Source organism: Aromatoleum toluolicum (assembly GCF_012911005.2).
GTDB lineage: Bacteria > Pseudomonadota > Gammaproteobacteria > Burkholderiales > Rhodocyclaceae > Aromatoleum > Aromatoleum toluolicum.
The window spans coordinates 21,750-44,722 of sequence record NZ_WTVS01000019.1 but is presented as its reverse complement, the minus strand read 5'-3'; the positions used below and the strand labels follow the sequence as shown (position 1 = coordinate 44,722).

20 protein-coding genes are annotated in these 22,973 nt (G+C 66.3%); 6 read left to right on the top strand and 14 right to left on the bottom strand.

Annotated features, from left to right (window positions below):
* The first annotated feature begins 24 nt into the window (after positions 1 to 24).
* The 5 genes from GPA27_RS10775 to GPA27_RS10755 all read left to right on the top strand — a co-directional run bounded on the left by GPA27_RS10775 (position 25) and on the right by GPA27_RS10755 (position 4,821).
* Positions 25 to 1,665: a methyl-accepting chemotaxis protein gene (locus tag GPA27_RS10775; protein WP_169140312.1), complete on the top strand. Its 1,641-nt coding sequence runs from the start codon at positions 25 to 27 to the stop codon at positions 1,663 to 1,665.
* A 13-nt stretch (positions 1,666 to 1,678) separates the two neighbouring features.
* The gene (locus tag GPA27_RS10770; RefSeq protein ID WP_169140310.1) at positions 1,679 to 2,251 is read left to right on the top strand and encodes a chemotaxis protein CheW; all 573 of its coding nucleotides are present in this window, start codon (positions 1,679 to 1,681) and stop codon (positions 2,249 to 2,251) included.
* Positions 2,252 to 2,257: 6 nt separating this feature from the next.
* Positions 2,258 to 2,821 carry a chemotaxis protein CheD gene (locus tag GPA27_RS10765; RefSeq protein WP_169140308.1) on the top strand — a complete coding sequence of 188 codons (564 nt, stop codon included), beginning with the start codon at positions 2,258 to 2,260 and terminating at the stop codon, positions 2,819 to 2,821.
* A gap of 82 nt (positions 2,822 to 2,903) precedes the next feature.
* The gene (locus GPA27_RS10760) at positions 2,904 to 3,710 is read left to right on the top strand and encodes a CheR family methyltransferase (RefSeq protein WP_169140306.1); all 807 of its coding nucleotides are present in this window, start codon (positions 2,904 to 2,906) and stop codon (positions 3,708 to 3,710) included.
* 49 nt (positions 3,711 to 3,759) lie between these two features.
* Positions 3,760 to 4,821, top strand: a complete 1,062-nt coding sequence (locus GPA27_RS10755; protein WP_169140391.1) for a protein-glutamate methylesterase/protein-glutamine glutaminase — start codon at positions 3,760 to 3,762, stop codon at positions 4,819 to 4,821.
* Here the strand turns inward: GPA27_RS10755 and argJ are convergent.
* The 3 genes from argJ to secA form a co-directional block, all read right to left on the bottom strand.
* The gene (gene argJ / locus GPA27_RS10750) at positions 4,799 to 6,037 is read right to left on the bottom strand and encodes a bifunctional glutamate N-acetyltransferase/amino-acid acetyltransferase ArgJ (protein WP_169140303.1); all 1,239 of its coding nucleotides are present in this window, start codon (positions 6,035 to 6,037) and stop codon (positions 4,799 to 4,801) included. The two genes, GPA27_RS10755 and argJ, sit on opposite strands and share 23 nt — an antisense overlap.
* Before the next feature lie 84 nt (positions 6,038 to 6,121).
* A complete protein-coding gene (locus tag GPA27_RS10745) occupies positions 6,122 to 7,669 on the bottom strand; it encodes an HDOD domain-containing protein (protein ID WP_169140301.1) in 1,548 nt (515 codons plus the stop codon).
* An 89-nt stretch (positions 7,670 to 7,758) separates the two neighbouring features.
* The gene (gene secA, locus GPA27_RS10740; RefSeq protein ID WP_169140299.1) at positions 7,759 to 10,482 is read right to left on the bottom strand and encodes a preprotein translocase subunit SecA; all 2,724 of its coding nucleotides are present in this window, start codon (positions 10,480 to 10,482) and stop codon (positions 7,759 to 7,761) included.
* A gap of 169 nt (positions 10,483 to 10,651) precedes the next feature.
* On the opposite strand from secA, the gene GPA27_RS10735 reads away from it, so the two are divergent.
* Positions 10,652 to 11,086, top strand: a complete 435-nt coding sequence (locus GPA27_RS10735) for a DciA family protein (protein ID WP_169140297.1) — start codon at positions 10,652 to 10,654, stop codon at positions 11,084 to 11,086.
* Positions 11,087 to 11,163: 77 nt separating this feature from the next.
* Here GPA27_RS10735 and GPA27_RS10730 read toward each other — a convergent pair whose 3' ends face one another.
* From GPA27_RS10730 to mraY, 11 genes are all read right to left on the bottom strand, one after another.
* Positions 11,164 to 11,352, bottom strand: a complete 189-nt coding sequence (locus tag GPA27_RS10730; RefSeq protein WP_169140295.1) for a hypothetical protein — start codon at positions 11,350 to 11,352, stop codon at positions 11,164 to 11,166.
* 10 nt (positions 11,353 to 11,362) lie between these two features.
* Entirely contained in the window at positions 11,363 to 12,280 is a 918-nt protein-coding gene (gene lpxC, locus GPA27_RS10725) for a UDP-3-O-acyl-N-acetylglucosamine deacetylase (RefSeq protein WP_169140293.1), read from the bottom strand.
* A 206-nt stretch (positions 12,281 to 12,486) separates the two neighbouring features.
* Complete coding sequence (gene ftsZ, locus GPA27_RS10720) at positions 12,487 to 13,626, bottom strand: cell division protein FtsZ (protein WP_169140291.1); 1,140 nt, start codon at positions 13,624 to 13,626, stop codon at positions 12,487 to 12,489.
* A gap of 145 nt (positions 13,627 to 13,771) precedes the next feature.
* Entirely contained in the window at positions 13,772 to 15,001 is a 1,230-nt protein-coding gene (ftsA, locus tag GPA27_RS10715) for a cell division protein FtsA (protein WP_050417316.1), read from the bottom strand.
* Positions 14,998 to 15,846, bottom strand: a complete 849-nt coding sequence (locus GPA27_RS10710) for a cell division protein FtsQ/DivIB (RefSeq protein WP_169140289.1) — start codon at positions 15,844 to 15,846, stop codon at positions 14,998 to 15,000. The genes ftsA and GPA27_RS10710 overlap by 4 nt, the downstream gene beginning before the upstream one ends.
* Positions 15,830 to 16,744 (bottom strand): D-alanine--D-alanine ligase, encoded by a 915-nt coding sequence (locus tag GPA27_RS10705; RefSeq protein ID WP_169140389.1) that lies wholly within the window; start codon positions 16,742 to 16,744, stop codon positions 15,830 to 15,832. The genes GPA27_RS10710 and GPA27_RS10705 overlap by 17 nt, the downstream gene beginning before the upstream one ends.
* 38 nt (positions 16,745 to 16,782) lie before the next feature.
* Complete coding sequence (murC, locus tag GPA27_RS10700) at positions 16,783 to 18,198, bottom strand: UDP-N-acetylmuramate--L-alanine ligase (RefSeq protein ID WP_169140287.1); 1,416 nt, start codon at positions 18,196 to 18,198, stop codon at positions 16,783 to 16,785.
* Positions 18,195 to 19,265: an undecaprenyldiphospho-muramoylpentapeptide beta-N-acetylglucosaminyltransferase gene (gene murG, locus GPA27_RS10695; RefSeq protein WP_169140285.1), complete on the bottom strand. Its 1,071-nt coding sequence runs from the start codon at positions 19,263 to 19,265 to the stop codon at positions 18,195 to 18,197. Before murG ends, murC begins: the two co-directional genes overlap by 4 nt.
* Positions 19,262 to 20,494 carry a putative lipid II flippase FtsW gene (ftsW, locus tag GPA27_RS10690; protein WP_169140283.1) on the bottom strand — a complete coding sequence of 411 codons (1,233 nt, stop codon included), beginning with the start codon at positions 20,492 to 20,494 and terminating at the stop codon, positions 19,262 to 19,264. The genes murG and ftsW overlap by 4 nt, the downstream gene beginning before the upstream one ends.
* The gene (murD, locus tag GPA27_RS10685) at positions 20,491 to 21,888 is read right to left on the bottom strand and encodes a UDP-N-acetylmuramoyl-L-alanine--D-glutamate ligase (RefSeq protein WP_169140281.1); all 1,398 of its coding nucleotides are present in this window, start codon (positions 21,886 to 21,888) and stop codon (positions 20,491 to 20,493) included. Before murD ends, ftsW begins: the two co-directional genes overlap by 4 nt.
* On the bottom strand, positions 21,885 to 22,973 hold the full coding sequence (gene mraY, locus GPA27_RS10680; protein ID WP_169140279.1) for a phospho-N-acetylmuramoyl-pentapeptide-transferase: 1,089 nt from the start codon (positions 22,971 to 22,973) through the stop codon (positions 21,885 to 21,887). Before mraY ends, murD begins: the two co-directional genes overlap by 4 nt.

The window sequence follows — 22,973 nt, the reverse complement described above, 5'->3', positions numbered from 1 at the left end:
CGCAAACACGTGGGAGTCAATAACATGAAGAACCTTCGAATCGGGATCCGCCTCGGGCTGGGCTTCGGCTTCGTCCTGCTAATGCTCGCTATCCTGTCCATGGTGTCCTACGTGCGCGTCGGGCAGATCAGCGGCGCGGTCGATGACTTGGCAAACGACAAATTCCCCGAGACGGTCTGGGCCAACGACATCATCGATCAAGTTAACCTCGTCGCACGTGCGACCCGCAACGCCGTGCTTGTCAGCAGCGCCACTGACGTGCAGAAGGAACTCGCACGCATCCCCGACGCCTCCAAGCGCATTTCCGAACGCATCGAAAATCTAGAGCGCACGATTACGACCCCGGACGGCAAGAAACTGCTGGCCACGATGACCGAGACGCGCACGCACTACCGCAGCGATCTCGCGAAACTCACGGGCCTGATCAATGACGGCAAGAAGCAGGACGCGATTGACCTTCTCATGGGCTCGATGCGCAAGAGCCAAGCCGATTACCTCGAAGCGATCAACAAACTGATCGAACGCCAGACCGAGCTGATGCACGAATCGGGCAAAGAGGCGGTCGGTGTAGCCACCCAGACGCAGAACATCATCGTCGCGATCGCGATCGCGGCGTTCGTCCTCGCTGCCGCGTTTGCATGGTGGGTCACGATCTCGATCACCCGCCCGGTTGGCGAGGCGGTCGGTGCGGCCAACCGCCTCGCGGATGGCGACCTGACCGTGCGGGTCGAGGCGAATTCGAAGGACGAAGTCGGCCAGCTAATGGCTGCGATGCAGAACATGGTGAACAAGCTCGCGGGAACGATCAGCGAAGTCCGCACCGCCGCCGACAATCTTTCTAACGCGGCGGGTCAGGTATCCGCCACCGCACAGTCACTATCGCAATCCTCGTCCGAGCAGGCGGCTTCGGTCGAAGAAACCACTTCCAGCATGGAGCAGATGACCGCGTCGATCGCCCAGAACACCGAGAACGCCAAGGTCACGGACGGCATGGCCTCGAAGGCCGCCGTCGAGGCCGGCGAAGGCGGCGCCGCCGTCACGGAAACCGTCGAAGCGATGAAGTCCATCGCCGAGAAGATTTCCATCATCGACGACATCGCCTACCAGACCAACCTGCTAGCGCTGAACGCCGCAATCGAGGCGGCCCGCGCCGGCGAACACGGCAAGGGCTTCGCGGTTGTCGCCGCGGAAGTGCGCAAGCTCGCCGAACGCTCGCAGGTCGCCGCGCAGGAAATCGGCAACCTTGCGGGCTCGTCCGTCAAGCTCGCCGAACGCGCTGGCTCGCTGCTCCATGAGATGGTGCCGTCGATCAAGAAGACTTCCGATCTGGTCCAGGAAATCGCCGCCGCCTCGCAGGAGCAGACTGCCGGCGTCGGCCAGATCAACGGCGCCATGGGACAGCTCAACCAGGCTACGCAACAGAACGCCTCGGCATCCGAGGAGCTCGCCGCGACAGCCGAGGAAATGGGCGCACAAGCCGAACAATTGCAGCAGCTGATGTCGTTCTTTCAGCTCGAACAGGGTTCGTCCGCGGCACGCAGCGCACGCCCGGCCCTGCGCGTGGCGTCGGCGGCACCCGCCGCTTCCGCCGCACCGGCCCCCGTCCGCCAGATGGCCATGCGTCAGGCCGTCGCAGTCGGTGAGCGCGACTTCGAGCGCTTCTGACATGGAGCCAGTGATGACCCAGCTCACGACCTCCACCAGGGCTTCGGTGCCCACGCCAGCCCCGGCTTCGGTCCACGATGCCGCACAGGGCGCACAGCAGTACCTCACGTTTTCGCTGTCGGGCGAGATGTTCGCAGTCGGGATCCTGCATGTGAAGGAAATCATCGAATACGGCAACCTGACCGAGATTCCGATGATGCCGGCCTTCATTCGCGGAGTGATCAACCTGCGCGGAGCCGTCGTCCCGGTCATCGACCCGACGGCACGCTTCGAGGGGCGGCGCAGCGAAGTCGGGCGGCGCACCTGCATAGTCATCGTCGAGGTGCGCGAAGGCGAGTTCACCCACGACATCGGCATCATGGTCGATGCCGTTTCGGAGGTGCTGGAGATTCCGGGCAGCGAAATCGAGCCGCCGCCGGCGTTCGGCGCGAAGATCCGCACCGACTTCATCCTCGGCATGGGCAAGGTGGGAGGCAAGTTCGTGATCGTTCTGAACATCGACCGCGTCCTCTCGGTCGAGGAGATCGGGGCCCTCGCCAATGTCGCCAACGGTGCGGATGACGGCGCCTACCGCACCACGGCCTGAAACATCATGGCCGATCCACGCGAACTGGAACGCACCGCGCGCACGATCGGGCCCGGCGGATGGGCAGTCGAATCCGAACGCCCGATCGCAACCCTGCTGGGTTCCTGCGTGGCGGTATGTCTTTGGGACACGGGGTCGCGGATCGGCGGCATGAACCACTTCATGCTGCCACGCAGTGATGGCCGCCATGCGCGACCGGACATCGATACCCTGCTTTGCGGCGACTTTGCGATGGAAACCCTGCTCAACGGCATGCTCGGACGCGGCGGACGACGCAGTCGCCTGCAGGCGAAGGTCTTCGGCGGGGGCGCCGTCGTCGCGGGCCTCACGCACGTGCACATCGGCGAGCAAAATGCGACCTTCGCCCGCGACTGGCTCACGCGCGAGAACATTCCGCTCGTGGCGTCTGACCTCCTCGGTCGATGGTCGCGCAAGGTCGTTTTCGACCCGTGCACGGGCGATGCGTTCTGCCGCCGTGGCGAGGAAGTGACGAGTTCCCTGATCCACGCCGAACAGCGCTACGAACGTACGCTGCAAAAACCCCGCCAGACGAACATCGAACTGTTCTGACACACGGCGCGCCTCCCCGACACGCCGCGCACGGGCCAAGCCCGCAACAATGCCATTCCCGCCCAACCCGGACGGTCGCCTCATGGACGCCACGATCACCGATCAGGAATTCGCACTCTTCCAGCGCCTCATCTACCGCATCGCCGGCATCAGCATGTCGTCGGCAAAAAAGATCCTGCTGGTGGGGCGTCTATCGAAACGCCTCAAGCATTACGGTTTCACCAGCTTCTCGGAGTATTACCGCCTGCTCGCCTCGGGGGCCCCCGGCGACGAACTGCAGACTTTTGTCGACCTCCTCACCACGAACGAAACCTATTTCTTCCGCGAGCCGCAGCACTTCGAATACCTGCGGGATAGCATCCTGCCTGCGCGCCGCACCAGCAATCCGCTGCGCATATGGAGTGGAGCATGCTCCAGCGGCGAGGAACCGTATACGATAGCAATGGTACTCGCCGCGAACCTGCCGAACACGTCATGGGAGATATTCGCGTCGGACATCAGCCTGGCGGTGCTCGCCCGCGCCCAGGACGGCATCTATCCGCTCGAACGCGCGCACGGCATCCCGCCGGAATATCTCCGGCGCTACTGCATGAAGGGTGTTCGATCGCAGGAGGGCAAGCTCCTCGTCCGCCCGGACCTGCGCCAGCGGGTACGCTTCGGACAGGTGAACCTCACCGGACCGATCACAGGCATCGGCGAATTCGACGTGATCTTCCTGCGCAATGTCATGATCTACTTCGATGCGGAGACGAAAACCAAGGTGGTCGAGAACATGTTGCCAAGCCTCAAGCCGGGCGGCTACTTCATCGTCGGCCACTCCGAATCGCTGAACGGCATCACTGACCGTTTGCGCTCGCTGCGGCCAACCGTTTACCAGAAACCACAATAGGGTCGATGCGGTGAACACGAGGAGGGGCTTCGCAGCACCCATCCGGGTGATGATCGTGGACGACTCTGCCGTGGCGCGCCAGGCGATCGCCTGCGCGATCACAAACGCCCCCGGCCTGGCGGTTGGCGGAACCGCCTCCGACCCGATCCTCGCGCTGCGACGCATGCGCGATGCATGGCCCGATGTGATCATCCTGGACATCGCAATGCCGCGCATGGACGGCCTGAGTTTCCTGCGCCACCTGATGGCGGAGCGCCCGACGCCGGTGATCATCTGCTCGTCGGTCGCCGAGCAAGGCAGCAAGACCGCCCTGGACGCCCTGACGGCGGGCGCCTTCACCGTCATCGCAAAACCCCGTGCGAACCTCCGCGACTTTCTCGCCGGTGCCGCCGACGACATCATTGCAGCCATCCGCGCCGCCGCCGTCGCCAATCTCCGCCCGCTCTCGCGGCCGACGCTGCCGCCGCCGCCCCCGAAACTCAGCGCCGACGCCTTGATCGGCCCCCGCACTGCGGGCGAAATGCATGCAACGACAGAAAGGATCATCGCGCTCGGCACGTCGACCGGCGGCACGCAGGCGCTGGAAGCCGTCCTAACCCGTCTGCCCGCGACAGTCGCCGGAATCGTCGTTGTCCAGCACATGCCTGCACGCTTCACGGCGATGTTCGCCGAGCGTCTGGACGCCGTGAGCGCCATACACGTCCGCGAAGCCCGCAACCATGACCGCGTCTTGCCGGGACAGGCCCTCATCGCTCCCGGCGGTCGGCACCTGATGGTGAAGCGCGCGGGGGCGCAATATTACGCCGAAGTCGTTGACGGTCCCCTCGTCAACCGGCATAGACCTTCGGTCGATGTGCTTTTCCGGTCGGTTGCCCGATTCGCCGGTCGCAATGCACTCGGTGTGATCATGACGGGCATGGGAGACGATGGGGCACGCGGCCTGCTGGAAATGCGCGACGCGGGCGCCACAACGATCGCGCAGGACGCAGCCTCGTCGGTCGTCTTCGGGATGCCCGGGGAGGCGATCCGGAGGGGCGCGGCGGGCAACGTCCTTCCGCTGGACGACATCCCCGCCGCGCTGGTGAGATTCAGCTGCGGTAGTCGGCGTTGATCTTCACGTAGTCGTAGGAAAAGTCGCAGGTCCACACCGTGGCGCGCTCGAGGCCGCGGCCAAGATCGACACGCACGGTGATCTCGGATTCCTTCATGACGCGCGCACCGGCGTCCTCGCGATACGTTGCCGCACGGCCACCGTTCTCGGCAACCAGCACCTCTTCGTGCGCGCTGCCCAGCCACACGCGCAGGCTGCTCACGTCGAGATCGTCGATGCCCGCGTAGCCGATCGCGGCGAGGATGCGCCCGAGGTTGGGGTCGGAGGCGAAGAAGGCGGTCTTGACCAGCGGCGACTGGCCGATCGCATAGGCCACCTTGCGGCACTCGGCGCGGTCCTTGCCGCCCTCGACGGCAATCGTCATGAACTTGGTGGCACCTTCACCGTCGCGCACGATCGCCTGGGCGAGGCTGATCGAGACGTCGATGATCGCATCGCGCAGCGCACCGAAGTCCTCGCCCAGCGGATCGTTGATCTCGGCGTTGCCGGCCTTGCCGGTCGCGATGATGATGAACGAGTCATTGGTCGAGGTATCGCCGTCGACGGTGATGCTGTTGAACGACAGGTCGGCCGCCTCGAGGGCGAGCGCGTCCAGCAGGGACTGCGAGATTGCCGCATCGCACGCGAGGAAGCCGAGCATCGTCGCCATGTTGGGCTTAATCATGCCCGCGCCCTTGCTGATGCCGGTCAGCGTCACCGTGCGCCCCGCGATCGTCACCTGACGCGACACGGCCTTGGCCACGGTATCGGTCGTCATGATCGCGTGCGCCGCATCGAACCAGCCGTCGGCACGCAGATTGGCCTGCGCAGCAGGGAGTCCGGCCACCAGGCGGTCGACGGGCAGGGGCTCGAGAATCACGCCGGTGGAAAACGGCAGGACCTGCTCGGGCGCAATGCCCATCAGCCCGGCCACGGCCGCACAGGTGGCGTTGGCGTTCGCCAGCCCTTCCTCGCCCGTCCCCGCGTTGGCGACGCCGGTATTGATCACGAGCGCGCGGACGTTGCCGCCGGGAAGGTGATCCTTGCACACCTGGACCGGCGCGGCGCAGAACCGGTTGAGCGTAAACACGCCCGCCACACGGCTGCCGGACGCAACTTCGATGAGGGTCAGATCGCGACGGTTCAGCTTGCGGATCGCGGCTTCGGCAACACCAAGGCGAACGCCTGCGACCGGGCGCAGGTCCGCGGCAACCGGGGTCGAGAGGTTAACGGGCATGACGGGTCTCCATCGGACAAAGGGCGGCAGGTGCCGCCGCGGGTTCATTGGATGCCGGCAACGGCATCACCGCAGTGCCTCGCATCAGCCGTTCTGGCGCGAGGACGAGGCTGCCGTGACGGCGAGCGAGACTTGCTGGGCAAACAGCTGGAAGGCTTCGAAACGTTCGTCGTCGATACCCTCCGCGGAATGGGTGCGGTCGGCGTAAAAAAGGCCGATCGGGCGTCCCTGCGCGAGAATGGGCGCAATGCAGGCGCAGGCGGCATCGGTCACCTGCAGCAGGCGGTCGAGGCGGATTCCCGGCGGCGTCTGACCGGGGCCGAAACGCATCGCCCGCGGGTTGCGAAAAAATTCGTTGAACAGATCCCCGGCCGTGCCGTCGAGAGAAAAGATGAAAGCCTGCCGCAAGGCCTCGGCGCCGCTGCCGAGCGAGGTCTTGCCGACCAGTTGCAGCCGGTTCTGCGACATCAGCGCGAACAACACGCGATCGAAGCCGACGCCGCGATAGATGCCTTCGAGCACGAGCTGCAGGATTTCATTGAGGTTCGCCCCCGCCGCGATGCGGCCCGAAATCTCACGCAGGATCCTGAGCTGGAGATGCGGATCGGGCTCCATCGTGAGCGTCTCCGCCGCGTCGGCCTCGTCGGGTTCCGGGGTTCCCGCGGCGGGCGTCGGCCGCGGAATCAGCTCCCCGGCTTCGGCGGCACCGAAATATCCGGCAATGCGCGCCGCCTCGACGCTGTTGGCCGCGAGCTCCTCGCGCATCGCCTCGCACGAAAGCCCGGCAAAGGTCGCCAGGCCGCGAACGATCTTTTCCAGGCCCGGGCTGTCCCAGCCGTTTTCGACCTCGACCGCGAAGCGGTGGGCGAAGTGGATGGCCTGCTCCGGCACGCCTCCGCGACTGCTGCCATCGAGCACGGACTGCAGCAGCGGCCCGAGCTTCCACTCGCGCGCCAGCCCCTGCGAGAGCTGGCGCAGGCGAAAGCCGAGCACGCTCATCTGCGCCTCGTCGTCGGACTGGCCTGCGGCAAGGGCCTCGTCCAGCCGCTGCGCGAGCTTGCCGCCGAAGCACCAGAACGCCATCTCGCCCACGCGGGACAGCAGCGCGGCAATGAAGACCTCTTCGCTGCGTCCGTCGCGTCGCAGCGCGGCCAGTGCGCGCGCCTGGACCGCCGCATGGAACACGCGCGCCATCTCGTTCACGACACGCTGGCGGACACCGCCCGCCAGCAGTGCATCGATCACCCGGATTGCCACCGCGATCTCCGCAACGGCGTTGAAGCCGAGCACCACGATGGCGCGGCTGATCGTACTCACGACCTGACGCGATGGGTTGTACAGGACGCTGTTGGCGAGCTTGAGCACCTTCGCGGTCATTGCCGCGTCCTGCAGGATGGCTTGGGCGAGCTTGCCGGTCGGGGATTTTTCATCCTCCGTGACGGAATGGATCAGCGCGACCGTCGCGCCGAGCGCAGGCATCTCCTGGTCGCGAATGAAGGCGACCCACTCACCGAGGCCGCGCGGCTCGCGCTCCGCTTGCCCGGCGGTATCCACGGGAACGCCGAGCTGCAGCTCCGGAAACAGCGCGGGCTCGCCGGGGCGCCTGCCCTTGGGATCGGCCGGGCCGGTCATGGACGGAAACGCTGCGCGTGAAGCCTACAACGGTCCGCGCTGGGCCGTTCGGGGACGCGGCGGGGAAGCGTCGTGCCGCCCATCGTGCCTCAGCTCAGCTTGCCGTGGCAGTGCTTGTACTTCTTCCCCGAACCGCAGGGGCACGCGTCGTTGCGCCCAACCTTGGGCGCCTGCGCAACGGCAACGCCACCTTCCTGCGCCTGCGACGCGGAGCCGAGCGCCTCGTCGTAGTCGGCGTGGTGATACTGCACGTTATCCAGCTCGGGCGGACGCTCGGCCTCCTCCAGCTGCGACTCGGTGCGGACCTGGACGGTCATCAGCAGCTTGGACACTTCGCTGCGCACGGACTCGAGCAGCGCTTCGAAAAGCTCGAATGCCTCGCGCTTGTACTCCTGCTTCGGGTTCTTCTGGGCGTAGCCGCGCAGATGGATGCCTTGCCGCAGGTGGTCCAGCGCTGCCAGGTGCTCGCGCCAGTGCGTGTCGAGGCTCTGCAGCATCACGTCGCGCTCGAACTTGTGCCACGCCCCCGCATCGACCTGGGCGATCTTCGCTGCATAGGCCTCGTCGGCGGCGGCAAGGATGCGCTTGAGAATGGCCTCGTCATCCAGATTCGACTCGCCCTTCAGCCACTCTGCCACCGGGAGACGGAGCTGGAATTCCGCCGCGAGGGCCTGTTCCAGCGCGGGGATGTCCCACTGCTCCTCGACGCTGTCGACCGGCACGTAGATGCGGAAGGCGTCGTGCAGCACCCCCTGGCGCATCGCATGGATCGTGTCGGAGATGTCCTCGGTCTCGAGCAGTTCATTGCGCTGCTGGTAGATCACCTTGCGCTGGTCGTTCGCGACGTCGTCATACTCGAGCAGCTGCTTGCGGATGTCGAAGTTGCGCTGCTCGACCTTGCGTTGCGCAGACTCGAGCGAGCGCGTGACCATCGCATGCTCGATCGCCTCGCCCTCGGGCATCTTCAGGCGCACCATGATCGCGTTCAGGCGCTCACCGGCGAAGATCTTCATCAGCGGATCTTCGAGCGAGAGGTAGAAGCGCGAGCTGCCCGGGTCGCCCTGGCGGCCGGCACGGCCGCGCAGCTGGTTGTCAATGCGGCGCGACTCGTGGCGTTCGGTGCCGACGATGTGCAGGCCGCCCGCCGCGAGCACCTGCTCGTGCACTTTCTGCCATTCCGCGCGCATCTCTGCGATGCGCGCGTCCTTCTGTTCCTGGGTCAGCACTTCGTCGTCGCGGACCGCCGCGACCTGGCGCTCGATGCTGCCGCCGAGCACGATGTCGGTACCGCGACCGGCCATGTTGGTCGCGATCGTGATGATGCCGGGGCGCCCCGCCTGCGCGACGATCTCGGCTTCATGTTCGTGCTGCTTGGCGTTGAGCAGCTGATGGGGCAGCTTCTCGCGCTGCAGCAACCCGGACAGGAATTCGTTGATCTCGATCGAAGTCGTGCCGACCAGCACCGGCTGGCCGCGGCCGACGCACTCGCGGATGTCGGCGATCACCGCGTCCCACTTTTCCTTCGCGGTGCGGTACACCTTGTCGTTGTCGTCGCGGCGCTGCATCGGCCGGTTGGTCGGGACCACGACCGTTTCCAGGCCGTAGATCTGATGGAACTCGTAGGCTTCGGTGTCGGCCGTTCCGGTCATGCCGGCAAGCTTGCCGTACATGCGGAAGTAGTTCTGGAAGGTGATCGACGCGAGCGTCTGGTTCTCGGCCTGGATGCGCACGCCTTCCTTGGCCTCGACCGCCTGATGCAGGCCCTCGGACCAGCGGCGGCCGGCCATCAGGCGGCCGGTGAATTCGTCGACGATCACCACCTCGTTGTTCTGCACGACGTAGTGCTGGTCCTTGAAGTACAGCGCGTGCGCGCGCAAGGCCGCGTAAAGATGGTGCACCAGCAGGATGTTGCCCGGGTCGTACAGGCTCGTTCCCTCGGCCAGCAGACCCATGCGCGTGAGGATCTGCTCGGCGTTCTCGTGCCCCTGCTCGGTGAGGAGCACCTGGCGTGCCTTGAGGTCCAGCGTGTAGTCGCCGGGCTTGGTGACTTCCTCGCCCTCGCCCTCCTGCTGCGTGAGCACCGGGGCCACCTGGTTGAGCTTGAGGTACAGCTCCGTGTGGTCCTCGGCCTGGCCGGAGATGATCAGCGGTGTACGCGCCTCGTCGATCAGGATCGAATCGACCTCGTCGACGATCGCGAAGTTGAGGCTGCGCTGCACGCGCTCGCTGGTGGAATACACCATGTTGTCGCGCAGGTAGTCGAAGCCGAACTCGTTGTTCGTGCCGTAGGTGATGTCGGCTGCGTAGGCAGCCTGCTTTTCCTCGTGCCCCATGCGCGACAGGTTGCACCCCGTCGTCAGCCCGAGGAAGCCGTAGATGCGCCCCATCCAGTCGGCGTCGCGGCTCGCCAGGTAGTCGTTGACGGTGACGACGTGCACGCCCTTGCCGGCGAGCGCGTTAAGGTAGGCCGGCAGCGTCGCGACAAGCGTCTTGCCTTCGCCGGTGCGCATTTCGGAGATCTTGCCGTTGTGCAGCACCATGCCGCCGATCAGCTGCACGTCGAAATGGCGCATGCCATGAACACGCTTGGCCGCTTCGCGCACGACCGCGAAGGCTTCCGGCAGCAGGCTGTCGAGGTCTTCGCCGTTGACGACGCGCTGCCTGAATTCGTCCGTCTTGGCCCGCAGGGCCTCGTCCGTCAGGACCGAGATCGTCGGCTCCAGGGCATTGATGGTGCGTACCGTCTGGGAATACTGGCGAATGAGGCGGTCGTTGCGACTACCGAAAATTTTCTTGAGCAGGCCGGAAATCATGTGGGTATCTGGTGGGACCGATTCGGCAAAGCAGGAAGTTTAGCATGCCGGCCGCAAGGCCCCGCAGCGGATGCGGCGACGCAATACGGGGCGCGGCCGGGAAGGTCCGCGCTTGCGGTAGCGGACTCCCCGACCTACCATCTGGACGCAACCAGACTTCGGCCCCCTCATGACCCAGCTCATCCAGCGCTTCCTGGGCACCGGCGACGCTCTCGCACGCCTGAAGGACCACGCAGCGCGCCTGATGCGCTTGCAGACCCTGCTCCAGCAGCACCTTCCGCCCGCGCTCGCGTCGGCCTGTTCGGTCGCCAACCTGAAGGGCGACACGCTGGTGCTGCTCGCCAACGGCGGCGCGGCCGCCGCACGCCTGAAGCAGATCGCACCGTCGCTGGCCCAGCAGTTCGCCACTGCCGGGCTGCAGATCAAAACCGTGCAGGTGAAGGTGAAGGTGCTCGAGACGCGCGAGGAACGACGCCCTCCGCCGCAGCGCACGATCTCCGAAGACGGCAGTCGCAGCATCGAGGATTTCTCGGCAACGCTGCCGGCAGATTCGCCACTGCGCGAATCACTCGAGCGCCTGGTGCGGCGCAGCCGTCGCGACTGATTATCGATCTGGAGTACCGAAGGTCCGCGCGCGCCTAGACGTTTGCGGCCGGAGCCGAATCGCGCAGTCGGCGAAGGCTACATGAACGGCACGAACACGCGCTCGAGCGCGAACAGTGCGAGGAACACGAACAGGACGACGATCCCGACGCGAAAGCAGTTCCACGCCCACAGGCGGTACTTGGGATTGCCGGTGAGCATCCACGCGACCAACGACGCGCCGACGCCGATCACCGCAAGGATGGCGAACAGGCGGACCACCAGCATCGCCGGGCGCTCAGGCGAGCGAGAGTTCGAACTGGTGGCTGACCGCCGCCGGGGTCGCTGCGTCCTGTTCGAACGTCACGATCTCCCAGGCGCTGCTGTCTTCCAGCAGCACGCGCAGCACCTGGTTGTTCAGCGCATGGCCGGCCTTGTGCGCGGAATAGCGGGCGAGGAGCGGATGGCCGCACAGGTAGAGGTCGCCGATCGCATCCAGGACCTTGTGCTTGACGAACTCGTCCACGTAGCGCAGACCTTCCGTATTGAGCACGCGGTACTCGTCCATCACGATCGCGTTGTCCAGACTGCCGCCTAGCGCCAGGCCGTTGGCACGCATGAACTCGACGTCCTGCATGAAACCGAAGGTACGTGCGCGGGCGACGTCGCGAACGTAGGAGTGTTCGGCGAAATCGATACTCACCTGCGTCGAGGTCTTGTCGATCGCCGGGTGGTTGAACACGATGGAGAAATCCAGCCTGAAGCCGTCGTACGGTTCGAGGCGCACCCACTTATCGTCCTCGCGGTACTCGACGGCCTTCTTCACGCGCAGGAAGCGCTTCGGTGCCTCCTGTTCCTCGATACCCGCCGACTGCAGCAGGAACACGAAGGGCCCGGCGCTGCCATCGAGAATGGGAATTTCCGGCGCGTCGACGTCGACGTGCAGATTGTCGATGCCGAGACCGGCAAGGGCCGACATCAGGTGCTCGACGGTGCCGACCTTGGCGCCATCGCGCTCGAGGCCCGAGCACATGCGCGTGTCGCATACCGAATAGGGGTCGGCCGGGAAATCCACGGGCGGATCGAGATCGACGCGGTGGAAGACAATGCCCGTATCGGGCGCAGCCGGACGCAGCACCAGCTGGACCTTGCGCCCGCCGTGCAGCCCCACGCCGGTGGCCTTGATGAGCGATTTGAGGGTGCGCTGCCTGATCATTATTAAATTCCCGTTACACGACAGCAGTTTAGCACGCACACGCGGCATCACACGGCAAGTTTGGTTGCAACGCAACATGCAACACAGCGTTGCAGTGAATCGCCATCAAGCCCATGCCCCGCTGGCAGGAACGGAAACGGGCGCATGCCGCGGACCGGAGGCGACGGTCCACAGCACGCGCCCGTAAAGGGCGAAGCCGGCGGTGCTCAGTCGGCCTGCTTGCGCAGGAAGGCCGGAATGTCGTAGGTGCCCATTCCGTTGGCGCTCATCGCCTCGACCGTCGTGCGACGGTTGGTGCGAATGACCGCCGGAACGTCCAGGTTGGTCATGTCGATGCCGCCGACCGACGGGCCGTAGGTGCCCGTGCCCTGCACCACCTGCATCACCGGCTGGCGCGCAGCGCGCGGCACGCCGAGGCCGGTCGCGACGACGGTGACGCGGACGCAGTCTTCCATCGATTCGTCGAACACCGTGCCGTACTTGACGAAGGCTTCGGGCGCGGCGAAGGCCTGGACGGTCTTCACGGCGTCGCGCACTTCGGACATCTTCAGCGAGCGGCTGGCGGTGATGTTGATCAGCACGCAGCGGGCGCCAGACAGTTCGGTCCCTTCGAGCAGCGGGCTCACTGCGGCCTGCTCGGCGGCGATGCGTGCGCGGTCCATGCCGGAGGCTTCGGCCGAACCCATCATGGCGCGGCCCATCTCGCCCATCGCGGTGCGCACGTCCTGGAAGTCGACGTTCACCAGGCCCGGCACGTTGATGATCTCGGCGATGCCGCCAACGGCGCTGCGCAGCACGTTGTCGGCGGAGCGGAAGCAGTCTTCGAAGCCGGCGTCGTCACCATACACTTCGAGCAGCTTGTCGTTGAGGACGATGATGAGCGAGTCGACGTAGCGGGTCAGCTCCTCGACGCCGCTTTCCGCGACGCGCAGGCGGTTCTCGAAGTCGAAGGGTTTGGTCACCACGGCGACGGTCAGGATGCCCATCTCCTTGGCGATCTCGGCCACGACGGGCGCCGCGCCCGTGCCGGTGCCGCCGCCCATGCCGCCGGTGATGAAGCACATGTGCGCGCCGTCGAGTGCCGCCGCGATCGCTTCGCGCGAATCCTGCGCCGCGGCACGGCCGGCTTCGGGCTTCGAGCCCGCGCCCAGACCCGAGTTGCCCAGCTGGATCTTGTTCGGGGCGAGGCAGCGATTGAGCGCCTGCGCATCGGTGTTGGCGACGATGAATTCGACGCCCTGCACCCCTTCCCGGATCATGTGATCGACGGCATTGCCGCCGGCACCACCGACACCGATCACCTTGATGATCGTGCCGGTCTGCTCCTTCTCAACGATTTCAAACATTTGCCTCGCCTCCTGAAAAACAACCCCGATACGCACCGAGCCGCCGCCGAGTCTACATCTAGTAATAAATCAAAAGTTTACAACTAAATAAGGGGACCTGAACAACAACTCATTCAATTTGGCTGAAAAAAAACACGCCGTTCCGTCAAAAATTCTTCTCGAACCACGCCTTCATGCGGCCGAACACCTGCTTAACGCTGCGGGTGTCGCGCGCCAGCATGCCGCGGCGGCGCTGAGCATGGCCTTCCATGACCAGACCCATGGCAGTGGCATAGCGCGGATGACACACGACATCCGCGAGGCCGCCCGAATACTGCGGCGCGCCCACGCGCACCGGCATGTGGAACACTTCCTCGCCGAGTTCGACCATGCCGAGCATCACGGACGAGCCCCCGGCGAGCACGATGCCCGAGGAGAGCAGCTCTTCGTAGCCGCTGCGGCGCAGCTCGGCCTGCACGAGTTCGAACAGTTCGGACACGCGCGGCTCGATGACGTCGGCGAGACGCTGGCGCGACAGCGGACGCGGCGGGCGGTCGCCGACGCCGGGCACCTCGATCATCTCCTCGGGATCGGCCAAGGTGTGCATCGCGACGCCGTGGCGGATCTTGATCTCCTCGGCTTCGGAGGTCGGCGTGCGCAGTGCCATCGCGATGTCGTTGGTGATCTGGTCGCCCGCTACCGGCAGCACCGCCGTATGGCGGATCGCGCCGTGCGTGAAGACCGCGATGTCGGTCGTGCCGCCGCCGATGTCGACGAGGCACACTCCGAGTTCCTTCTCGTCCTCGGTCAGCACCGCGTAGCTCGAGGCGAGCGGCTGCAGGATGAGATCCATGACCTCGAGTCCGCAGCGGCGCACGCACTTGATGACGTTCTGGGCCGCCGACACGGCGCCGGTGACGATATGAACCTTAACCTCGAGCTTGACACCGCTCATGCCGATCGGCTCGCGCACGCCGCCCTGCCCGTCGATGATGAATTCCTGGGTGAGGGTGTGCAGGATCTGCTGTTCCGCGGGCACCGGCATCGCGCGGGCGACCTCGATCACGCGCTCGACGTCGAGCGGGGTGACCTCCTTGTCCTTGATCGCGACCATGCCGTTGGAGTTGAAGCTCTTGATGTGGCTGCCCGCGATCCCGGTATAGACGTCGCGGATCTTGCAGTCGGCCATCAGCTCGACTTCCTGGATCACGCGCGAGATTGCATCGACCGTGGCCTCGATGTTCACGACCACGCCGCGCTTCAGGCCGCTGGTCGGCTGCGTGCCGACGCCGACGACGTTGAGCCGCCCGTCGGGACGAACCTCCGCGACCATGCACGTGACCTTGGCGGTACCGATGTCCAGCCCGACGATCAGGTCCTTGTATTCCTTGCTCATTGCTTGCCTTTCGCTGCCTTGAAGTCCCCCACCGGGGTGAGGGCGAATCCGCTCGGGTAGCGGAGATCCGCTACCGCCACCTGTACACCAACCTTTTCCTTCGCCTGCGGCCAGGCGCTCACGAAGCGCTCCAGACGCTCGCCGATCGGCGCCTTTTCCTGATCACGTCCGAGCATGATCACCATGCCGTCGTCGAGCTTGAGTTGCCACGCCTCGCGCGCCGAGAGCGCGAGGCCGACGAGCTTGCGGCCGAGCGGCTCGAGCATCGCGCCGAATTCGCGGTGCTTCGCCTGGATGTAGGCTGCCGACCCCTGCGGCCCGGAGAAGGACGGCAGTTCGGCGTTGCTCGCTGCGACAAAGACCTCGCCCTGGCGGTTGACGAGTTGCGAGTCGCCGCTTTCGGACACGGTCCAGTAGGCCGCGGCCTGGTGTTCCTCGAGGCGCAGTTCCAGCACGTCGGGCCAGCGGCGGCGGACTTCGGCGCGCCGGACCCAGGGCAGTTTCTCGAAGGTTTCGCGCACGGTTTCGAGGTCCACCGAGAAGAAGTTGCCACGGATCGCACTGCGCGCCACGTATTCGAGCTGTTCGGTGGTCACCTGCGCGGGAGGGGTCAGCACGACTACCTCGCGCAGCGGAAACAGCGGACGCGACAGGAACCACGCAACGAGCGCGTAGCCGAACGCAACCGCCGCGAACAGCATCAGGACATCCGAGAACAGGTTGAGCACGGCCGGCCGATGCCACACGCCCTCGCGCTCATGCGCGCGACCGGGCATCCGGCTGGTGCCGGAAAGCCCGCGCGCGGCAAGCGGAGAACGCAGGCGAAGTTCAGCCAAGGCGGGCATCCTCCAGGATCGCGAGACACAGTTGGGTGAAGTCCATGCCGGCCACCCGCGCCGCCATCGGCACGAGGGAGTGGCCGGTCATGCCGGGACTGGTGTTCATTTCCAGCAAATAGGGACGCCCGTCCTCCGTCAGGATCAGGTCGGCACGGCCCCACCCGCGGCAACCGAGCACGCGCGCGCTCTGCATGATCAGCGCCTGCAGGGCCTGCTCCTGCGCAGCGGGCAGCCCGCAGGGGCACAGGTAGCGGGTGTCGTCGGTAAAATACTTGTGCTGGTAGTCGTAGTTGCCGCCGGGCGCCTCGATGCGGATCAGCGGCAGCGCCCGATCATGCAGGAAGGGCGCGGTCAGTTCGGCCCCGGAGATGAACTCCTCGGCGATCACGAGATCGTCGAAGCGGGCCGCGAGCTCCCATGCTGCCTTCAGCTGATCGGGCTCGGTAACCTTGGTCGCACCCATGCTGGAACCTTCATGCACCGGCTTGACGAAGATCGGCAGGCCGAGCTCGGTGACGACCGCATCCCAATCGGTGTCGGCGTTCAGGATCGCGTAGCGCGGGGTAGGCAGGCCGCAGGCCGCCCACACCATCTTCGTGCGCCACTTGTCCATCGCCAGCGCCGACGCCATCACGCCGCTGCCCGTGTAGGGGATCTTCAGCAGTTCGAGCATGCCCTGCACGGTGCCGTCCTCGCCGCCGCGGCCGTGCAGCGCGATGAAGGCGCGGTCGTACCCCTGCTCCTTGAGGATGTGCAGATCGAGCTCAGCCGGATCGAAGCCGTGTGCGTCGACGCCTGCAGCACGCAGGGCCTCGAGCACGGCGCCGCCCGACATCAGCGAGACGTCCCTTTCGGCCGAGGTGCCGCCCAGCAACACTGCGACCTTGCCGAATTTCTCACGCATGGCCGGATCGACCACGGCCTTGTCCATCACGTCGCCGCTCACGCCACGTCCTCGTTGTTCGCCAGTTTTCCGGGCACGGCACCGATCGAGCCCGCCCCCATCGTGATCACCACGTCGCCGTCGCGCACCGCCGAGAGGATCGTCGCAGGCATGTCGCCGATATCCTCGACGAAGACCGGCTCGACCTTGCCCGACACGCGGATCGCACGCGCCAGCGAACGCCCGTCCGCCGCGACGACCGGTGCTTCGCCGGCGGCATACACCTCGGCCAGCAGCAGGGCATCGACGGTCGACAACACCTTGACGAAGTCCTCGAAGCAATCGCGCGTGCGCGTATAGCGGTGCGGCTGGAAGGCAAGGACGAGACGGCGACCGGGGAACGCGCCGCGCGCCGCGGCCAGCGTTGCGGCCATCTCGACCGGATGGTGGCCGTAGTCATCGACCAGCGTGAAGCTGCCGCCCTCGCTGCCATCCTCGCCGCGCAGCGCAATCTCACCATAGCGCTGGAATCGCCGCCCGACCCCCTTGAACTCGGAGAGCGCCTTGATGATCGCCGCGTCCGGCACCTGCGCCTCTGTTGCCACGGCGATCGCGGCGAGCGCGTTGAGCACGTTGTGCAGGCCCGGCAGGTTCAGTTCGATCGGCAGGCGGCTGGTCGTGCCGTTCACTCGGACGGCGTCGAACAGCATGCGGCCGCCTTCGGCACGGATGTTCTCGGCGCGGATGTTCGCGGTCTCCGACAGGCCGTAGCGGACGATCTGCTTCGACACCAGCGGCATGATCGAACGCACGTGCGGGTCGTCCTCGCACAGCACCGCGACGCCGTAGAACGGCAGGTGCTGCAGGAAATCGACGAAGGCCTGCTTGAGGCGGGCGAAATCGTGCCCGTAGGTGTCCATGTGGTCGGCGTCGATGTTCGTGACGACCGAGATCACAGGGGTGAGCAACAGAAAGGATGCGTCGGACTCGTCCGCCTCGGCGACAAGGAAATCGCCCTTGCCGAGCCGCGCGTTCGCGCCTGCTGCGTTGAGCTTGCCACCGATCACGAAGGTGGGATCCAGACCGCCTTCCGCAAGGATGCTCGCGACGAGCGAGGTGGTCGTGGTCTTGCCGTGGGTGCCTGCGATCGCGATACCCTGCTTGAGGCGCATCAGCTCGGCGAGCATCTGGGCGCGCGGCACCACCGGGGTGTGGCGCGCGCGCGCGGCCGTCACTTCGGGGTTGTCGTTGCGCACCGCGGTGGAGATCACCACAGCGTCCGCCTCGGCGACGTTCTCGGCCGCGTGGCCGGACACGACACGCGCGCCCAGTGCGCGCAGGCGGCGCGTCGCCGCGTTCTCGCCGAGATCCGAGCCGCTGACGGTGTAGCCGAGGTTGAGCAGCACCTCGGCGATGCCGCTCATGCCGGCGCCGCCGATGCCGACGAAATGGATGCGTTTGACTTTGTGCTTCATTGCTTTCTCCCTGCCGCGAGGTCTTCGCAGACTTTCGCGACCGCCTCGGCGGCGTTCGGCTTTGCCAGCGCGCGCGCCTTCGTGGCCATGTCGAGCAGGCGCGTGCGATCGAGGCTCGCGAGGATGCCGGCCAGCCGCTCGGCGTTGAGTTCGGTTTGCGGGAGCAGGTACGCAGCTCCCTGATCGGCGAGGAATCGCGCGTTGCCAGTCTGGTGGTCGTCCACCGCATGCGGGAACGGCACCAGCAGGCTCGCGGCACCCGCAGCCGCCAGCTCCGCGACGGTCAGCGCGCCGGCGCGGCAGATGACGAGATCGGCCTCGGCGTATTTCGTCGCCATGTCGTCGATGAAGGGCAGCAGCTCGCCTTCGACACCCGCAGCGGCGTAGGCACTGCGCAGCGCGTCGATCTGCTTCGCGCCGGCCTGGTGCGTGACGAGCGGACGCTCGGCCGGCTGCATGCGCGCGAGCGCCTGCGGCACCGTTTCGTTGAGCACCGCCGCGCCCAGACTGCCGCCGACCACGAGCACCCTGAGGGCGCCGCTGCGGCCGGCAAAGCGCTCGGCAGGAGCCGCGACGGCGGCAATTTCGGCACGCACAGGGTTGCCGACCCAGGGGGCCTTCTTGAGCACCTTCGGGAATCCGGCGAGGACGCGGTCGGCGACGCCGGCGAGCACGCGGTTCGCGAGCCCGGCGACGGAGTTCTGTTCATGCAGGACAAGCGGACGCCCCGTAAGTGCGGCCATCATGCCGCCCGGGAAAGTCACGTAGCCGCCCATGCCGAGCACGACGTCGGGCCGGATGCGCCCCAGCTCGCGCAAGGCCTGCCAGAATCCGCGCAACAGGTTCAGCGGCAGCAGCAGCTTGCGCACGATGCCCTTGCCGCGCAGCGCGGTGAAGCGCACCCATGCGGTCTCGTAGCCACGCTCTGGGACGATGCGCGCCTCCATGCCGTCGGGGTTGCCCATCCACACGATGCGCCAGCCACGCGCGCGCAGCAGTTCCGCCACGGCGATGCCGGGGAAGATGTGACCGCCCGTGCCACCGGCCATCACGAGGAGCGTCTTCATGAGCGCCCCCGCATCACTTGGCGGTTCTCCCAGTCGACGCGCAGCAGGATCGCAAGCGCGATACAGTTCGCCACGATGCCCGAGCCGCCGAAGCTCATGAGCGGGAGCGTGAGCCCCTTGGTGGGCAGGAGGCCCGTGTTCACGCCCATGTTGATGAAGGACTGAACGCCGATCCACAGGCCGATACCCATCGCGACGAGGCCCGAGAAATAACGTTCGAGCTTGATCGCCTCGCGCCCGATCATCATCGCGCGATGCACGAGGATCGCGAACAGCACGACGATGGTCAGCACGCCGACGAAGCCGAGTTCCTCGGCGATCACCGCGAGCAGGAAGTCGGTATGCGCTTCGGGCAGGTAGAAAAGCTTTTCGACACTCGCGCCGAGGCCGACGCCGAACCACTCGCCGCGGCCGAATGCGATCAGAGCGTGCGAAAGCTGGTAGCCCTTGCCGAAGGCGTCCTGCCACGGATCCATGAAGCCGAACAGGCGGTCGCGGCGGTAGGGCGAGAGCCACACCAGCAGCGCGAGCCCGATCACTGCGACGATCGCCAGCAGGACAAAGACGCGTACGTTGATGCCGCCGAGGAACAGCACCCCGAAGGCGATCGCGGCGACCACGACGAAGGCGCCGAAGTCCGGCTCGCGCAGCAGCAGGAAGCCGACGAGGACGATGGTGATCGCCATCGGCAGGAAACCACGGCGGAAGCTGCCCATGTCGGGGAGCTTGCGCACCGTGTAATCCGCAGCGTACAACGCAGCGAAGAGCTTCATCAGCTCGGACGGCTGCAGATTGACGGGGCCGAGCGGCAACCAGCGCTGCGCACCGTTGACTTCCCGGCCGACCCCGGGGATCAGCACGACGACCAGCAGTGCGAGGCCGGCGAGGAACAGCAGCGGCGCAAACTGCTGCCACTGGCGCATCGTCACCTGAAAAGCCATCAGTCCGGCGACCACGCCGATCGAGAGGAAGATCGCGTGGCGGATCGCGAAGTAGTAAGGCTGGTAGCCGGTGAACTTGCTGCCTTCGGCAATCGCGATGGACGAGGAATAGACCATCACGAGACCGATCAGCAGCAGCGCGGCCGCGGACCAGATCAGCAGCGGATCGAGGTCGCGGGCGGGGGTCTGCGGACGCATCAGGCGATTGACCGCGCGACTTGTGTCCGAACCGATGCCGCCAGTGTTGCGCGAGGCGATCCAGCCGCTCAGGGCCGTCACGAATTTCATGTCGCGCTCACTCCCGGCTGACGAAGCACCGCCGCGACGAACACCTCGGCACGATGAGCGTAGTTGCGGAACATGTCGAGACTCGCGCACGCGGGCGACAGCAGCACGACATCGCCCGGTTGCGCTAGCGCCGCGGCGCGGGCAACGGCCGCATCCATGTCGGGCGCACGCTCGGTCGGCACACCGGAACCGGCCAGCGCCGCATCGATGAGCGCGGCATCGCGACCGATGAGCATCACGGCGCGGGCGTGACGCGCAACGGCCGCGCGCAGCGGCGAAAAATCCTGGCCCTTCCCATCGCCGCCGGCGATCAGGACGACCTCCCGGCCGAGGCCTTCGAGCGCGGCCAGCGTCGCGCCCACGTTGGTGCCCTTGGAATCGTCGTAGAACACCACGCCGTCGTTACGCCGCGCAACGGGCTCGACCCGGTGGGGGAGCCCGCGGAAGGCCTTCAGGCCCTCGATCAGCGCGGGATAGGGAAGGTCGATCGCGCGGGCGAGTGCCAGGGCCGCCATCGCGTTCGCCGCATTGTGGGCACCGGCGATCGAAAGATCGGCGATACGCACGAGGCGCTGCGCACCGCAGGCGAGCCATGCGACGCCGTCCGCATCGGTGACGATGCCGTAGTCGTCGGGGCCCGTCGGGACGTCCGTTCCGAAGGACACGACGCGCCGCCCGGCCTGCGCCATCACCATTACACGCGCGTCCTGGCGGTTGAGCACCTGCACGCCGTCACCGTCGAAGATGCGCGCCTTGACCGCGGCGTAGGTGCCGAGGTCGCCGTGACGGTCGAGGTGATCGTCGGTGACGTTCAGCACCGTCGCACCTTCGGCGTTCAGGCCGGCGGTGGTTTCGAGCTGGAAGCTCGACAGCTCCAGCACCCAGCATTCGGGGAGCGCTGCGCCACGATCGAGCCGCTCCATGAGCACCGTCAACGCAGCCGGGCTGATATTGCCTGCGGCGACGGCATCCAGTCCGGCCGCGCGACACAATGCCGCCGTCAGCGCGGTGGTTGTGGTCTTGCCGTTCGTGCCCGTGATCGCAAGGATTCGGGTGCGGGCGCGCCCCTGCCCCGCGAGCGCTTCGGCAAGCAGCGTCATCTCACCGACGATCGCGATGCCGCGGCGACGCGCTTCGGCGAGCAGCGGGGTGCGCGCGTCTATCCCCGGACTGAGCGCAATGCGCCCAACGCCATCGAGGAGGCGGTCCGCGAACTCGCCGAGGACGACTTCGGCCACCGGCACGCTCGCCCTGAGCACGGAGAGCCCCGGCGGCTCGCCGCGGCTGTCGGCCACGCGCACGCGCGCGCCCTGGCGTACGCACCATTGCGCCATCGCCAGACCGGACTCGCCGAGCCCGAGAACCAGTACGAGCTTGTCGGATGCGGCGCTCATCTCAGCTTCAGGGTCGAAAGGCCGAACAGCACGAGCATGATCGTGATGATCCAGAAGCGCACCACGACCTGGGTTTCCTTCCAGCCGCCCAGCTCATAGTGGTGATGCAGGGGCGCCATGCGGAAGATGCGCTTGCCGCCGCTGTACTTGAAGTACAGCACCTGCGCCATCACCGACATCGTCTCGGCGACGAAGAGCCCGCCCATGATGAAAAGCACGATCTCCTGGCGCACGACGACCGCAACCGTTCCCAGCGCAGCCCCCAGCGCCAGCGCACCGACGTCGCCCATGAAGACTTCCGCCGGATAGGCGTTGAACCACAGGAAGCCGAGGCCCGCGCCGCACAGGGCGCCACAGAACACCGCGAGTTCGCCCGCGCCATTGATGTAGGGCACACCGAGATACTTCGAGAAACCGGCATGTCCGGCCACGTAGGCGAAGATCGCGAGCGCGCCCGCAACCATCACCGTCGGCATGATCGCGAGGCCGTCGAGCCCGTCGGTGAGGTTGACCGCGTGGCTGGTGCCGTTGATGACGAAATACGAAAGCGCGATGAACCCGTAGATGCCCAGCGGGTAAGACACGGCCTTGAAGAAGGGCACGATCAGTTCGGTCTGCGCCGGCTCGTGCGCCGTCAGGCCGAGGAACAGCGCCGCGGCCAGCGCGATCAGCGAAGTCCACAGGTACTTCCAGCGGCTCGGCAGACCCTTCGGGTCGCGATGCACGACCTTGCGCCAGTCATCGACCCAGCCGACCGCGCCGAAGCCCAGCGTGACGAGCAGCGTCACCCACACGTACTGGTTGCGCAGATCGCCCCACAGCAGGGTCGTGACCGCGATCGCGATGAGGATCAGCGCGCCACCCATCGTGGGCGTTCCGGCCTTGGTGAGGTGCGACTTGGGGCCGTCGTCGCGCACGGCCTGGCCGATCTTCTTCGCTGCCAGCCAGCGGATCAGCGACGGGCCGAAGACGAAGGAAATGATCAGCGCGGTAAGCGCAGCAAGGACCGTGCGCAGCGTGATGTAGCCGAGCACGTTGAAGGTGCGGATATCCTGACCCAGCCAGAGGGCGAGTTCGAGCAGCAT